Source organism: Acuticoccus sediminis (assembly GCF_003258595.1).
Lineage (GTDB): Bacteria > Pseudomonadota > Alphaproteobacteria > Rhizobiales > Amorphaceae > Acuticoccus > Acuticoccus sediminis.
This window is the reverse complement of sequence record NZ_QHHQ01000001.1, coordinates 1,813,054-1,827,778: the sequence shown is the minus strand read 5'-3', so window position 1 is coordinate 1,827,778 and position 14,725 is coordinate 1,813,054. Positions and strand designations below refer to the sequence as shown.

13 protein-coding genes, 1 tRNA gene and 1 pseudogene are annotated in these 14,725 nt (G+C 69.2%); 5 read left to right on the top strand and 10 right to left on the bottom strand.

Annotated features, from left to right (window positions below; all coding sequences use genetic code 11):
- The first annotated feature begins 3 nt into the window (after positions 1-3).
- On the top strand, positions 4-342 hold the full coding sequence (locus DLJ53_RS08025; RefSeq protein WP_111343813.1) for a YciI family protein: 339 nt from the start codon (positions 4-6) through the stop codon (positions 340-342).
- A 115-nt stretch (positions 343-457) separates the two neighbouring features.
- On the opposite strand, the gene DLJ53_RS08020 is transcribed toward DLJ53_RS08025, so the two are convergent.
- The 5 genes from DLJ53_RS08020 to DLJ53_RS08000 all read right to left on the bottom strand — a co-directional run bounded on the left by DLJ53_RS08020 (position 458) and on the right by DLJ53_RS08000 (position 6,209).
- Entirely contained in the window at positions 458-1,489 is a 1,032-nt protein-coding gene (locus DLJ53_RS08020; protein WP_111343812.1) for a Glu/Leu/Phe/Val dehydrogenase family protein, read from the bottom strand.
- Between the two features lie 101 nt (positions 1,490-1,590).
- Positions 1,591-2,664, bottom strand: coding sequence for a molybdenum ABC transporter ATP-binding protein (gene modC, locus DLJ53_RS08015; RefSeq protein ID WP_342353585.1), 1,074 nt, complete (start codon positions 2,662-2,664; stop codon positions 1,591-1,593).
- An 8-nt stretch (positions 2,665-2,672) separates the two neighbouring features.
- Complete coding sequence (gene modB, locus DLJ53_RS08010) at positions 2,673-3,356, bottom strand: molybdate ABC transporter permease subunit (protein WP_111343808.1); 684 nt, start codon at positions 3,354-3,356, stop codon at positions 2,673-2,675.
- Between the two features lie 340 nt (positions 3,357-3,696).
- Positions 3,697-4,563, bottom strand: coding sequence for an RNA polymerase factor sigma-32 (locus tag DLJ53_RS08005; RefSeq protein WP_111343807.1), 867 nt, complete (start codon positions 4,561-4,563; stop codon positions 3,697-3,699).
- A 209-nt stretch (positions 4,564-4,772) separates the two neighbouring features.
- Entirely contained in the window at positions 4,773-6,209 is a 1,437-nt protein-coding gene (locus DLJ53_RS08000) for a tannase/feruloyl esterase family alpha/beta hydrolase (protein WP_111343805.1), read from the bottom strand.
- Positions 6,210-6,373: 164 nt separating this feature from the next.
- Here DLJ53_RS08000 and DLJ53_RS07995 point away from each other — a divergent pair.
- Positions 6,374-6,856 (top strand): annotated as a pseudogene (locus tag DLJ53_RS07995) (YciE/YciF ferroxidase family protein); the annotation flags it as partial.
- A 226-nt stretch (positions 6,857-7,082) separates the two neighbouring features.
- On the opposite strand, the gene DLJ53_RS07990 reads toward DLJ53_RS07995, so the two are convergent.
- The 4 genes from DLJ53_RS07990 to aroA form a co-directional block, all read right to left on the bottom strand.
- Positions 7,083-7,532: an HIT family protein gene (locus DLJ53_RS07990; protein WP_111343803.1), complete on the bottom strand. Its 450-nt coding sequence runs from the start codon at positions 7,530-7,532 to the stop codon at positions 7,083-7,085.
- Positions 7,533-7,680: 148 nt separating this feature from the next.
- Positions 7,681-9,384, bottom strand: a complete 1,704-nt coding sequence (rpsA, locus tag DLJ53_RS07985; protein WP_111343802.1) for a 30S ribosomal protein S1 — start codon at positions 9,382-9,384, stop codon at positions 7,681-7,683.
- Positions 9,385-9,566: 182 nt separating this feature from the next.
- Positions 9,567-10,205 (bottom strand): (d)CMP kinase, encoded by a 639-nt coding sequence (cmk, locus tag DLJ53_RS07980; RefSeq protein ID WP_111343800.1) that lies wholly within the window; start codon positions 10,203-10,205, stop codon positions 9,567-9,569.
- The gene (gene aroA / locus DLJ53_RS07975) at positions 10,202-11,533 is read right to left on the bottom strand and encodes a 3-phosphoshikimate 1-carboxyvinyltransferase (protein ID WP_111343798.1); all 1,332 of its coding nucleotides are present in this window, start codon (positions 11,531-11,533) and stop codon (positions 10,202-10,204) included. The genes cmk and aroA overlap by 4 nt, the downstream gene beginning before the upstream one ends.
- Before the next feature lie 172 nt (positions 11,534-11,705).
- Here aroA and DLJ53_RS07970 point away from each other — a divergent pair, with 172 nt between their 5' ends.
- The 3 genes from DLJ53_RS07970 (at position 11,706) to DLJ53_RS36640 (ending at position 12,519) form a co-directional block, all read left to right on the top strand.
- The gene (locus tag DLJ53_RS07970; RefSeq protein ID WP_111343797.1) at positions 11,706-12,092 is read left to right on the top strand and encodes a TIGR02300 family protein; all 387 of its coding nucleotides are present in this window, start codon (positions 11,706-11,708) and stop codon (positions 12,090-12,092) included.
- A gap of 46 nt (positions 12,093-12,138) precedes the next feature.
- Positions 12,139-12,214 (top strand) — tRNA-Ala (locus tag DLJ53_RS07965).
- Positions 12,215-12,279: 65 nt separating this feature from the next.
- Entirely contained in the window at positions 12,280-12,519 is a 240-nt protein-coding gene (locus DLJ53_RS36640; protein ID WP_425320956.1) for a DUF6538 domain-containing protein, read from the top strand.
- A 338-nt stretch (positions 12,520-12,857) separates the two neighbouring features.
- On the opposite strand, the gene DLJ53_RS07960 is transcribed toward DLJ53_RS36640, so the two are convergent.
- Positions 12,858-14,588, bottom strand: coding sequence for an IlvD/Edd family dehydratase (locus tag DLJ53_RS07960; protein WP_111343795.1), 1,731 nt, complete (start codon positions 14,586-14,588; stop codon positions 12,858-12,860).
- Positions 14,589-14,725 lie beyond the last annotated feature (137 nt).

Genomic DNA, 14,725 nt, shown 5'->3' with positions numbered 1-14,725 from the left:
ATCATGCCGCAGTATCTCGTCGCGCTTCACCGGCCCGACGGCTTCGTGCCCGACTTCGACGACGAGGCGATGCACCGCGATATCGACGCGCTGAACGAGGCGATGGTCGCCGCCGGAGTCCGCGTGTTCGTCGGCGGGCTGCGGCCGCCGCCTCTCGCCCGCTCGCTGGCCGCCGGCCCGGACGGCGAGGTCACCGTCAGCGACGGCCCCTACCTGCGCGCCGGCGAGTTCGTCGACGGGTTCTGGGTGCTGCAATGCGCCGACCTCGACGAGGCGGTCGAATGGGGCCGCAAGGCGGTCTCCGCATGCCGCGCGCCGGTCGAGGTGCGGCCCTTCTACTGACGGCGCCGGGCCGCCACGGCGCCAACGAACCGGGGGAAGGCCGACGGGCGGCGGGGCGCATGTCGCGCGCCATCATCCGGCGAAGCGTGTGCCACGGGGTTGCTGGAACGGCGCGTCAGTGCCGGGCGAAGCGTGCTTCCGCGAGACGGTCGGCGACTTCGCCGGTGGGGCGGCTGGTCCGGGCGGCCTCGGTGAAGATCTCCGACAGGCGGTCGGCGATGCCGTCGACACGCCGGTCGACCTCGGCGTCGTCCCACCTGTAGTACTCGCCCGCCATCTTGATCACGCCGCCGGCGTTGAGGACGTAGTCCGGCGCGTAGAGGATGCCGCGCTCCCTGAGGGCCTCGTCGTCCGCCGGTGTGGCGAGTTGGTTGTTCGCCCCGCCCGCCACCGCGCGCACCTTCAGCCGGGGGATGGTCATGGCGTTGAGGCCGGCGCCGAGGGCGTTGGGCGAGAAGATGTCCGCCTCGACCTCGCCGATCGCCTCCACGGGGGCGGCCTTCGCGCCGAGCTCCCTCTCGGCCATGGCGACGCGCTCGGACGAGATGTCGGCGACGGTCAGCCGCGCGCCGGCGTCCCTGAGGTGCCGGGCGAGTCCGTAGCCGACGTTGCCGAGGCCCTGGACGGCGACGTGGACACCCTCGAGGCTCGAGAAGCCGACCGCCTTCGCCGTCGCCTCGACGCCGATGAAGACGCCGCGCGAGGTGGTCGGCGACGGGTCGCCGCGGCCGCCGTCCTCCGGGTCGAGCCCGGTCACGTGGGCGGTATGCCTGCGCACGTTGAGGAGGTCCTTCGGCGAGGAGCCGACATCCTCGGCGACGATGTACCTGCCGTTGAGGTCCGCGATCGCGCGGCCGAGCGCCTCGAACATCGCCGGGGTGGCGGCGCCGCGCTCCTTCACGATCATCACCGACTTGCCGCCGCCCAGCGGCAGGTCCGCCATGGCCGACTTGTAGCTCATCCCGCGCGACAGGCGCAGCGCGTCGGTCAGCGCGGCATCGTCGTCCGCATAGGTCCAGACGCGGCAGCCGCCGAGCGCCGGACCGCGCACCGTGTTGTGTACGGCGATGATCGCGCGGAAGCCGGCGGTCTCGTCGGAGGCGAAGAGGACGCGCTCGTGCGCGTCGAAGGATGGGTGGTGAAACATCTGGTCCCCGGCACTCAACGATATGACGATGCCGCGCCGGCGAACCCGAAACGGCCATGATCATAATCTTGCGCTTCGACCCTGACCCGACAATGGGACGGTCAGCCGAGGACGGTCACGTCCTCCGGAGGCACCGCGATCGCCTTGAGGATCGCCGCGCAGGCGACGCCCGGCGTCAGGCCCAGTTCGCGCACCGAGCGCTGCGTGAGGCGCGCGATGAGCCGGTCCTCGCCGCAGACGAGGCCGACGAGCGCGCCCGGCCCCTCCCCCTCGCGCACGAAGGTGACGCGCGCGGGCATGACGTTGCGCGTGGACATCCCCTCCGTCGGGCCGGTGGTGACGATGATGTCGGTCGCGCGTAGCCGCAGGCGGACCCGCGTGCCCGGCGCGGCGGACACCAGCGGCAGCATCAGGGGGACCGACGACAGGGTGACCTCGGTGAGCCCGTCCGCAGGGTGATGGCGCGCGACCGTCCCCTCGAGGATGGCACCGGCGTCGCGCGGGCCCATGATGGCGGCGGCCGACGCGTCGGCGAACACCTCGGCGACGGGACCGGCGGCCACGCTCCTGCCGTCCCGCAGCATGACGACGCGGTCGGCGAGCCGTGCCACCTCGCTGACGGCGTGGCTGACGTAGATCATCGGCAGGCCGGTCTCGGACCGGAGACGCTCGAGATAGGGCAGGATCTCGGCCTTGCGCGCCTCGTCGAGCGCCGCCAGCGGCTCGTCGAGGAGGAGCATGTCGGGCGACGTCGCGAGCGCGCGGGCGATGGCGACGCGCTGCTTCTCGCCGCCGGAGAGCCGCCCCGGCCGGCGGCGCATGAGGGGGCCGATGCCCAGAAGCTCGACGATCGGCTCCAGCGCGGCGGGCCTGCCGCCGCCGAAGCGCCGCGCGAACGCGAGGTTGCCCGCGACGGTGAGGTGCGGAAAGAGGCGTCCGTCCTGGAACACCACCGGGGTCCGCCGCGCATGGGGCGACACGTTGCGCCCGCTCGCAGAGTCGAAGAGCACCCGGTCGCCGACGGAGACGTGTCCAGCCTCCGGCCGCTCCAGCCCCGCGATCATCGCGATGACGGTGGACTTGCCCGCGCCGGAGCGGCCGAACAGGGCCGTGATGCCGCCCGACGCCTCGAACGCGACGTCGATGGGAAAGCCCGCCCGGCGGACGAGACGCACCGCAACCTTCATTGACCGCCGACCCAGCGCGCCGTGCGGGTCGCGAGGATCTCCGAGCCGAGCAGCGCCACCACCGAGATGCCGACCGAGATGGCAACGAGGACGAGGGCGCGCTCTTCCCCGCCCGGCACCTGCAGCTCGGTGTAGATGGCGAGCGGCAGCGTCCGCGTCTCGCCGGGGATGTTGGACACGAAGGTGATCGTCGCGCCGAACTCGCCCAGCGCCTTGGCGAAGGCGACCACCATGCCGGCCAGGATTCCGGGCGCGATGAGGGGCAGCGTGACGAAGGCGAAGGTCGCCGCCGGGCCGGCACCGAGATTGCGCGAGGCCGCCTCGACGCGCACGTCCACCGCATCGACGGCGAGGCGGATGGAGCGGACCATGAGCGGGAAAGCCATGACGGCCGCCGCCAGCGCCGCGCCGGTCCAGTTGAAGGCGAAGACGATGCCGATGTCGGCGAGCCAGGCGCCGATCGGCCCGCGCCGGCCGAACAGGACGAGGAGGAAGTAGCCCGTCACCACCGGCGGCAGGATCAGCGGCAGATGGACCGCGACGTTCAGAAGGGCATGGCCGGGAAACCGCAGGCGCGAGAGCACGACGGCGACGACGAGGGCCAGCGGCAGCGAGGCGACGGTCGCCACCAGCGCGACCTTCAGCGAGAGCGCCACCACGGACCAGACGATCACATCCATACGCGCTCGGTTCTCCGGGACGGGCTCATCGGCGGGGCGCCTTCGTCTCGACGGCGCCCGCGGCCGCCGCGCGACAGAGCGGCACCCGCACAGGCCCTCTGGAAGGGATCAGGTTCGCCGGCACTCTAACGGCCGGAACCGCCGACTAGAAGCACCCGTAGCCGCCGCCCTCCGGCCGCATGGGATGCCGCCCGCGCGAAAGGGCCAAACGGGACAAGCCGTCCCGGCGAGGGCGCCGGAACGGCTTGTGAGCAGGGATCGCCACGGCGATCCGATATCTATCGCGCACGCGTTGCGCGACCGGCGGTGCCGGGCGCCCGAGCGGACGCCGGGGCGTCGCTCAGTTCACGAACACCTGGCGCTCATGGTCGCGCAGCAGCGCCGAGCGGAGCTTCTGCAGCGCGCGGTTCTCGATCTGGCGCACGCGCTCCTTGGAGATGCCGAGCTTCTCGCCGAGCGACTCCAGCGTCGCGCCCTCCTCCGTGAGGCGCCGCTCCCGCACGATCCGCAATTCGCGGTCGTTGAGCTCGTGCAGCGCGTCCTCCAGCCAGCGGGCGCGGCGGTCCGTGTCGATCTGGTCCGACACGGTCTGGTCCTGGAGCGGCGCGTCGCAGGGGATGAAGTCCTGCCGGTCGGCGGCCGTCGAGTCGCTCTCGATCACCGGGGCGTTCAGCGAAGTGTCGGGCGCGGAGAGGCGCGAGTTCATCAGCTCCACGTCCGCCTTCGACACGCCGACGGCGTTGGCGATCTCCTCGTACATCGCCGCATCGGGCGAGCCCGTGCCGTTGCGGGCCATCTTGGCGCGCAGGCGGCGGAGGTTGAAGAACAGCGCCTTCTGGGTCGAGGACGTCCCGCCGCGCACGATCGACCAGTTGCGCAGGATGTAGTCCTGGATCGACGCGCGGATCCACCATGTCGCGTAGGTGGAGAAGCGGACGTTCCGTTCCGGCTCGAACCGGGCGGCCGCCTCCAGAAGGCCCACATGGCCCTCCTGGATGAGGTCGCCCATCGACAGACCGAAGTGGCGGAAGCGCGAGGCGATCGAAATGACGAGGCGCATGTGGGCGGCGGTCAGCCGGCTCAGCGCCATCTCGTCCTTGTCATCGCGCCACTTGACGGCCAGGTCGTGCTCTTCGTCCCGCTCGAGGTAGGGAGCGCTCATCGCGGCCTTGACGAAGTGACGCGGCGATCCATTTTCCGTTGACATCAGGGGGCACCTCCCAGCGGGACGAACGATCAAGTGGCTCCCTGTGAAGTCCTCTGCGCGGGCTTTTGTTCCCGGGAATCTGCGCGCGCGGCGTACAATTTTTGTCGCAGATTAAAAGTTGAGCGAAACACTCAGCCCTTCCGGCGCCTTCGTAGTATCTTAGACGGACCGTCGCCCTCCAGCCGAACCCGGCCAGAGGGCGAACGTTCTCAGTCCTTTAGAACGCCGTCGGGGGCCTTCCCCTCTTCGACCCACGCCTCGATCGGCGTCAGCAGGTCGAGGTTGGCCTGGCTGATCCCGCCGGGGCCGGGCTGCAGGCCGCAATGGTCCATACCTGGAATCATGAACAGGCGGACATTGTCCTCCAGCGTCTCCTGTCCGCCCGCGGCGGCGGACGCCTTCTCGAACCAGTCGACCGTCTTGTAAGGCGTCACCAGCGGGTCGGCCCAGCCGTGGTAGACGATCATCTTGCCGCCGGCCTTGATGAAGGCCGAGAGGTCGGGGTCGTCGGCGTTGTAGACACTGTTCATGATCGAGATCGCCTCGGGATCCTTCTCGAAGTCGAAGTCGAGCGGCGACCATGTCGGGCCGGGGTCGGTCGGGAACGCCATGTACTGGCCGAACGACGTGGCGAACGGGGTCATCAGCGGCGCTCCGCCGGGTTTGCCGGTCAGCCAGAGGCTCCAGAACGGCTCGGACCCTTCGGGAATCCCGCCGGGATAGAGCTGCTCGCCGGCCGCGTTGCGGGGTCCGGCCCGCCACTTCGCGACGACCTCGAGCTCGGCCTCGGTCAGGCAGTCGTCGCCCGACTCGCCGGTGCAGGCGATGGACGAGAGGTCCACCTTGCACTGCCGCGGATCGGCGATGCGGCCGTCCTTCGTGCCGTCGACCTCGTCGCACTGGGCCATCACCTCGTCGCCGATGAGCTTCTCCTTGCCGGGCTTCAGGATCTGCTTGCCGTCCTCGTCCGCGTTGGCCTGGAGGAAGTAGGAGAAGGCGGTGCCGACGAGGCCCGGATAGTCGATCGCCGGGGCGCCGGCGATGATGCCGTCGAACATCTCCGGGTAGGTGAGCGCGGCTCGCTGGGCCATGCGGCCGCCGGTTGAGCAGCCCTGGAAGTAGGCCGCGCTCGCGGGGGCGGCGTAGAACGCCTCGATGAGCGCGTTGGCGACGCGGTTGGTCTCGCCGATGGAGCGCCAGCCCCAGTCGCGCTCGCCCTGGGGGTTGGCGTCCGCGAAGGTGGCATCGACCACCGAGAGGCCGTGGTGGCCGCTGTCGGAGGTCGCGGTGGCGTAGCCCTTCTCGAGGCCCGGGCGCATGGCGTTGATGACGCCGGCGCCGGAGTCGGCGCGCCCGAGGATGCCGCAGAACCCGCCGCAGCCGGTCTGGTAGAGCTTGCCGGACCAGCCCTCGAGCGGCAGACGCACCTCGATGGAGATGGCCGGCCGGGCGGTGACGCGCACCTCGCAGTAGGCGGGCAGGCCGTTGGCGGCGTCGATCTCGCGGGCCGAGGTGACGTCGGCGCCGTCGATCACGACCTGCTCCATCGCCTCGCACGCGCCGGGCGCTTGCGCGGCGGCGGGGAATGCGACGAAGACGGTGCCGAGCGCCGCCGCGGAGGCCAGCACGCGGGCTGCATTCTCCATAATTTCCTCCCGGATTATTTTAGTTGCGGCTGATGATAGTCACGCATTTTCGCCACGCAACGGCCATGCGAACCACCGCCGCCTTTGACCGAGATTAAGAAAGGAACGCGCGAACGGGCTCGGCCATTCAGAGGCGCGGCCTGGGGTCCGCGTGGAGGATGGTGATGGCGATGAAAACCATGGACGACCTGTTCGTCCACACGCTTCGCGACGTTTACTACGCTGAGAAGAAGGCGCTGAAGGGCATGCGGGCGATGCAGCGCAAGGCGGCCTCGGACGAGCTGGCCAGCCTCATCGAGGCCCACCGGGAGGAAACCGAAGGCCAGATCGAGACCCTGACGAAGGTGTTCGAGAGCCTCGGCCTGCGCCCACGGGGCGTCACTTGCGACGCGATCAACGGCATCGTCGACGAGGCGCAGGAGCTGATGGAGGAGTCCGCGGACGACGCGGTCCGCGACGCCGCCATCGCCGCCGCTGCGCAGGCGGTGGAGCACTACGAGATCGCCCGCTACGGCACGCTGGTCTCATGGGCGGAGACGCTGGGGCACGCCGACGCCGCGTCCATGCTGTCGCAGATCCGCGACCAGGAGATCGCGGCCGACCGGAAGCTGACGAAACTCGCCACCGGGACGCTCAACGCCGCCGCCCGCGGCACCGCCGCGGAGCCCGCCGAGTCCGACGACGACGCCCCTCCGGGCGAGAACGCCGAGATGGAGGCGGACGACGACGAAGACGAGATCGGGGAGACGCACGGCAGCCAGCGCAAGCCCTCCGGCAAGGCGAAGCGGTCGACCAGCAAGGCGGCCTGACCCGCACCGCGAAAGGCCGCGGCCGGCGCGACGCCGGCGGCGGCCGACCAATCGAAGTGTCCCCTCAACCGAGCCGGGCGAGGTGGAAGCGCAGCGTGGCCGCGACCTCGTCGAGCGCCGCCTGGCCGGGGTGCGGCAGTGTCCGGAAGGTCAGGCTCTCCTCGGCGATGTAGCGCCGGGAGGTGATGTCGGTCGGCTCGACCATCGGCACGAGGTGAGCGTGGGCGTGGCGCACATCGCCGCCCGCGAACAAGAAGCTCACCCGTTCGACCCCGTAGGCTGCCTTCTGCGCCTTCGCCAGACGCTGCCCGAGGGCCAGGATCCCGGCGGCGAGCGCCGCCGGCAGGTCGTCGAAATAGTCGTGGTGGGCGCGCGGGATGATCTGCACGTGGCCGGGACGGATCGGCGAGATGTCGAGGAACGCGACGATCCGCTCGTCGGCGTGAACCGTCACCGCCGGGATCTCGCCCCGCGCGATGCGGCAGAACAGGCAGTTCGTCTCGTCGGCGCTCATGCTGGTCCTCCCGGTTGCGCGACGGGCCATCGCACGGGACGGGCGGGCGCGGAAGCGACTCCCGGTGCGTTCGACCGGCAAATGCAACGGGCCAACAAAAAAGGCGGGCCGAAGCCCGCCTTTCTCGTGATTGCGAAGGGATCGACCCTTACTGGTCGGTGTTCCGGGCGCGGAGCGCGGCACCGAGGATGTCGCCCAGCGATGCGCCGGAGTCGGTCGAACCGTACTGCTCGACGGCCTCCTTCTCCTCGGCGATCTCGAGCGCCTTGATGGAGACCTGCACGCGGCGCGCCTTGCGGTCGAACTGCGTGACGCGGGCGTCGAACTGCTGACCGACCGAGAAGCGCGAGGGCTGCTGGTCGTTGCGATCGCGCGCCAGCTCGGAGCGACGGACGAAGGTGGAGAGCTCGGTGCCCACGATCTGGACCTCGAGACCGGCTTCCTTCACTTCCTTCACCTCGCAGGTGACGATCGCGCCGCGGCGCACCTCGGAACCCTCGGCCGCCTCGGTGAACGGGTCGGAGCCGAGCTGCTTGATGCCGAGCGAGATGCGCTCCTTCTCCGGGTCGACCTCAAGCACGACCGCCTTCACGACGTCGCCCTTGTTGTAGTCGTCCATGACTTCCTCGCCCGGACGGTTCCAGTCGAGGTCGGAGAGGTGGACCATGCCGTCGATGTCGTTCTCGAGGCCGATGAACAGACCGAACTCGGTCTTGTTCTTGACCTCGCCCTCGACAGCGGTGCCCGGAGGATTGGCGTCGAGGAACGCCTCCCACGGATTGTCCATGACCTGCTTGAGACCGAGCGAGATGCGGCGCTTCTGGGCGTCGACCTCGAGGATCATCACAGTCACCTCCTGGGAGGTGGCGACGATCTTGCCCGGATGGACGTTCTTCTTCGTCCAGGACATCTCGGAGACGTGGATCAGACCCTCGATGCCGGGCTCCAGCTCCACGAACGCACCATAGTCGGTGATGTTCGTGACGCGGCCGGTGAAGCGGGCGTCGATCGGGTACTTCGCCTCGATGCCCTCCCACGGGTCGGCCTGTAGCTGCTTCATGCCGAGGGAGATGCGGTGCGTCTCCTGGTTCACCCGGATGACCTGGACCTTCACGGACTGGCCGATGGAGAGGATCTCGGTCGGGTGATTGACGCGGCGCCAGGCCATATCGGTGACGTGAAGCAGACCGTCGATGCCGCCGAGGTCGACGAACGCACCGTAGTCGGTGATGTTCTTGACCACGCCCTCGATGATCTGGCCTTCCTCGAGGGACTGCACGATCTCGTGGCGCTGCTCGGCGCGGGTCTCTTCGAGGACGACGCGGCGGGAGACGACGATGTTGCCGCGGCGCTTGTCCATCTTGAGGATCTGGAACGGCTGCGGCGTGTTCATCAGCGGGGTGACGTCACGCACGGGGCGGATATCAACCTGCGAGCGCGGCAGGAAGGCGACAGCGCCATCGAGATCGACGGTGAAGCCACCCTTGACCTGATTGAAGATCTTCCCGGTGACCTTCTCGTTCTTCTCGAACGCGGCTTCCAGGCGGACCCACGACTCTTCGCGGCGGGCCTTCTCGCGGGAGAGGACGGCCTCACCGAGCGCATTCTCGACGCGCTCCAGGTAGACCTCGACCTCGTCGCCGATCTTGACGTCTTCCTCTTCGCCGCGGGCGCCGAATTCCTTCATCGGAACGCGGCCCTCGACCTTCAGGCCCACGTCGATGACGACGAGGTCCTTCTCGAAGCCGACGACGGTGCCCTTCACGACCGAACCTTCGGCCATTTCGGTCTGGTTGAGCGACGCCTCGAGGAGGGCCGCGAAATCGTCACGGGTTGGGGTTGATAAGCTCATTCAATCTCCGGATGCGCCTCACGGCGCGGCGGCGTGGTTGGTGTTGATCGGAGCACCCGCCGGGCGGTGGTCGCCGCGGTCCATCAGCGGGGGCGCTTTTGTTGCAAGGCGCTCGGCCGGAAAAATCGGCGCCAAGCGCAAAAAGCGAAGTCAGCCATAGGCGGTCTTCGCTAAGTCGATACTTATGCGACCAGCGCCCGTTCCACAACCCTGACGGCGGCCGAAAATGCGGCCTCTGCATCCATGTCGGTCGTGTCCAGAAGGTAGGCGTCGGGCGCCTGTTTCAGGGGGCTCGCCGCCCTGCCCGAATCGCGCGCATCGCGCCGGCGCAGCATCTCCAGAAGCGCGTCGAACTCGGGTCCGTGGGCGATGCCGTAGAGCTCCAGCGCCCGGCGGCGGGCACGCTCGGCGACATCGGCGGTGACGAAGAGCTTCACCGTCGCGTCCGGCAGGATGACGGTGCCGACGTCGCGCCCGTCGAGCACGGCGCCCCTCCCCTCGCGGGCGGCCCGTTCGGCGAAGGCGCGCTGGCGCTCCACCAGCGCCGCGCGCAGGTCCGGCATCACCGCGATCCGCGACGCGCCCTCGCCCGCCTCGGTGCTCGTCATCTCCGGATCCTCGAGCGCGTCGAAGTCGATCCGCCGCGCGGTCTCGACCGCAGCGGTGACGTCCTCGAACGAGGCGCCCGCCCGCCGCATCGCCAGCGCGACGCCGCGATAGGTCCGGCCGGTGTCGAGGTAGGCAAGCCCGTACTGCGCCGCGAGACGCTTGGCGAGCGTGCCCTTGCCGGACGCGGCCGGCCCGTCGACGGCGATGATCATGCCTCCACCTCGATCGTTCCGCCGATGCGCCGCATCAGCTCCACGAAGCCGGGAAAGCTCGTTTCCATAACGGACGCGTCGTCCACCGTCACGGGCGTGTCGGCGGCAAGGCCCATCACGAGGAAGCTCATCGCGATCCTGTGGTCGAGGTGGGTGACGACGGTGCCGCCGCCGATGCGCGCCGCGCGCCCCGTCACCTCGAGCCAGTCCTCGCCCGTCGCGTGCGGGACGCCGTTGGCGGCGAGGCCCGCGGCGACGGCCGCGAGCCGGTCGCTCTCCTTCACGCGGAGCTCCTCGAGCCCCTCCATGCGCGTGGTGCCCTCGGCGAACGCCGCCGCGACCGCCAGCACCGGATACTCGTCGATCATCGACGGCGCGCGGTCGGCCGGCACCGTCACGCCCTTGAGGCGGCTCGCGACGACGCGGATATCGGCGATCGTCTCGCCCCCGGCGTCGCGCTCGTTCTCGACGGTGAGCTCGCCGCCCATCTCGATCAGCGTGGTGATGAGGCCGGTGCGCGAGGGGTTCAGCATCACGTCGCGCACGAGGAGCTCCGACCCCGGCACGATGAGGCCGGCGACGATCGGGAAGGCCGCGGACGACGGATCGGCCGGGACGGTGACGTCGCAGGGGGTCATCGGCTGGCGGCCGGTGACGGTGATCCGGAGGCCGTCCGGCGACGGCGTCCGCGTCACTTTGGCGCCGAAGGCTGCGAGCATGCGCTCGGTGTGGTCGCGGGTCGGCACCGGCTCGATCACCGTGGTCTCGCCGGGCGCGTTGAGGCCGGCGAAGAGGATCGCCGACTTCACCTGCGCCGAGGCGACCGGCAGGCGGTACTCGATCGGCGCCGGTGTCTGCGGTCCGCGAATCGACAGCGGCAGGCGGTCGCCGGAGCGGGCGACGACGAGCGCGCCCATCTCGCGCAGCGGATTGGCGACGCGCCCCATCGGCCGGCGCGACAGCGAGGCGTCGCCGACGAAGGTCGCCGCGATCGGGTGGCCGGCAACGATGCCCATGGTGAGCCGCGTGCCGGTGCCGGCGTTGCCGAAGTCGATGACCGTCTCCGGTTCGGCGAGCGCACCCAGTCCGACGCCGTCCACAACGACCTGCTCGCCGTCCATCGCAATGGTGGCTCCCATCGCGCGCATGGCTGCGGCGGTCGCCATCACGTCCTCGGCGGTCAGCAGTCCGTCGATGCGGGACCGGCCGACCGCGAGGGTCGCCATCATGAGGGCGCGGTGGGAAATCGACTTGTCGCCGGGGACGCGGACGTCCCCCGTCAGCGCCCCTCCGCCGTGTGCGCTTGCTGCTCGCCTCGTGCCGCTCATAGTTCGTTCGCTCCGTCTGAGGCCCTCATAGGCAGTCGCGCGACTTCGATCCAGCCTCGTCGCCACCCCGTTTTCATCTCAACTAGACGCTTTACATTGCGGCGTGAGGTGTGCCATGGGCCACGCCTCAATCGAAAATCATCGAATTTCTCGACGCTAGCGGAGCTTGTCCTTGGCCAAACCCGAACTCGGCACAAAGCGGCTGTGTCCCAATTGCGGGGCCAAGTACTACGATCTCAACCGCGATCCGATCACGTGCCCCAAATGCGCTGCCCTCTTCGCGACCGGCCTCCTCGCCACGCGCCGCGAGACCGCCCGCCCCAAAGATGACGAAGACGACGAGACCGAGACCGACGACGAGGGCGTCGAGATGGTCCCTCTGGAGGAGGCTGACGACGATTCGTCGGACGACGAGGTGAGCGACGACGACATCGACGTCGGCGACGACGACGACGTGACGGTGGACGCGGACGACGACGTTCTTGTGGATGACGAGGACGAGGACGACGAGGTGTCCGACGTTGTCCGGGGATCCGGCGACGACGACGACGAACACTAGTGTTGCGTTTAGGCGCTGAGTGGTCTATCAGCGCCTTCACCGACGGGGGGCCATAGCTCAGTTGGGAGAGCGCTTGAATGGCATTCAAGAGGTCAGGGGTTCGACTCCCCTTGGCTCCACCAATCCCCGGAAGTTCCAGGACTTAGTCGCGAGCCAAGCGGGTGTGCCACACAAGTGAGGCACACGGATGAAGCTGGACGCCTATCTGTCCCCTTCCCGGCACGGTATCTTCTACTTCCGCTGGCCCTTGCCGCCAGCTCGCGACCGCAGCGGTCGAGCCACGGTCCGGCTCTCGCTTCGCACCCGCTGCCCCAAGCGGGCTAGCCAACTCGCCCGCCATCTTTCATCTTTTGGTTGTCGAATATACTTGGACAACCGTGCACACCTCATGCGTCACGATGAAATGCGCGCGCTGGTGCGCACCTGATTCCAGTCCGCACTCCTCAGGCACCTCGATGGCCTCCACCGCGACGGACCGACGGACCCGAAGCGTGCTGCGCTGCAGAACACCGCCGCGGCGACCGTGTCACGGCTTCCGTATGCCTCCCGATATTTTGTGCGAAGAAGCGGGCCGCCGTCAGAGGCCGCGGCAAACGTCGCGGCGCCTGATGTCGCACTTCGGCGAGGCTGAACGAGCCGGCTCGGTCCGCGCAGTTGCCGTTCGCGGCACAAGCCGGGCACCCGCCCTGCTGCGGCGGCTCTGGGACCGTGGCTCGTGTCGGGCCGTCCGTCGGCCCGGCGCTTCGGATGGTCGCGGCGGAGGCGTTACTTCGCTCCGGGAACCGAACCGGAGGGATGCGGGATCAGGAAGGCGAAGTCGCAGCCCTGATCGGCCTGCGTGACCGTGTCCATGTAGAGCTTCTTGTAGCCGCGGTCGCAGCCGTCGTGGACCGGTGCGAGGAACGCCTTGCGCCGCTCGGCCAGCTCCTCGTCCGACACCTCCAGCGTCAGCGTCCGATTGGGCACGTCGAGCGCGATGATGTCGCCGGTCCTGACCAGCGCCAGCGGCCCGCCCTCGTAGGACTCGGGCGTGACATGCAGGACGATCGTGCCGGAGGCGGTGCCGCTCATGCGCGCGTCGGAGATGCGCACCATGTCCTTCACGCCCGCCGCCGCGATCTTCTTCGGGATCGGCATGTAGCCCGCTTCCGGCATCCCCGGCGCCCCCTTCGGACCGGCGTTCTGCAGGACGAGGATGTCGTCGGCCGTCACGTCGAGGTCCGGGTCGTCCACCCGCGCGCCCATGTCGGCCACCGAGGAGAAGACCACGGCGCGGCCGCGGTGCGTCATCAGGTCGGGACTGGCGGCGGACTGCTTAACGATCGCCCCGCCGGGCGCCAGATTGCCGCGGAGAACCGCCATCCCGCCCTCGCGATAGAGCGGCTTGTCGATCCGCGAGACGATCGACTGCGTCCACCCGCCCGGCATCTCGTCGATGTTCTCGCCCAGCGTGCGGCCGGTGACGGTCAGGCAGTCGAGATGTAGGTGGTCCTTCAGTTCGCGCAGGATCGTCGGCAGGCCGCCCGCCCGGTGCAGATCCTCCATGTAGTTCTGGCCCGACGGCTTCAGGTCGACGAGGACAGGGATGTCGCGCCCCATCCGGTCGAACTGATCGAGGTCGAGCTTCAGTCCGGCACGCCCGGCAATCGCCGCGAGGTGGACGATGCCGTTGGTGGACCCGCCCGTTGCGAGCAGCACCGTGAGGGCGTTCTCGAACGCCTCCTGCGTCATGATCTTGTCCGGCGTCAGGTCCTGCGCGGCCATCTGCACGGCGAGCCGGCCGCTGGTCTCGGCGATGCGCCGGCGGTCGGCGGACACCGCCGGCGGCGTCGCGCCGCCCGGCGCCATCATGCCGAGCGCCTCCGTGACGAGCGCCATCGTCGAGGCCGTCCCCATCACGCCGCAGGTGCCGCCGCCGGGGACGAGCTGGGTGTTGACCTCGGCGATCTCCTGGTCGTCGATATCGCCCGCCCGATAGCGCGCCCAGAAGCGGCGGCAATCGGTGCAGGCGCCGACGCGTTCGCCCCGGTGGCTGCCGGTCATCATCGGCCCAGTGACGAGCTGGATCGCCGGGATGTTGGCGCTCGCCGCTCCCATCAGCTGCGCGGGCACCGTCTTGTCGCAGCCGCCGATCAGCACGACCGCATCCATCGGCTGGGCGCGGATCATCTCCTCGGTGTCCATCGACATGAGGTTCCGCGTGAACATCGACGTCGGGTACGCGAAGCTCTCGTGGATCGAGATGGTCGGGAACGGGACCGGCAGCGCCCCCGCGAGCTGCACGCCGCGCTTCACCGCCTCCACCAGGTCGGGCACGTTGGCGTGGCAGGCGTTGTAGCCGGAGAAGGTGTCGACGACACCGACGATCGGCCGGTCGAGCGCGTCGTCCGAGTAGCCCATCCCCTTGATGAAGGCCTTCCGCAGGAACAGCGAGAACGCCGAATCTCCGTAGCTCGTCAGGCCTTTTTTCAATCCACGTTCTGCGTCGTCGACCATCGTTCCACCTACCGTTCAGGAGCACATCAACCGTTACGGCCACAAGATTGTCAACAATACATTTGACAAGCTCCGGCAGCCAGTGTCTGCTGGCCCGCAAGTGCAAGGATTTGCGCAATTTCAGAGACCTTTGGGAG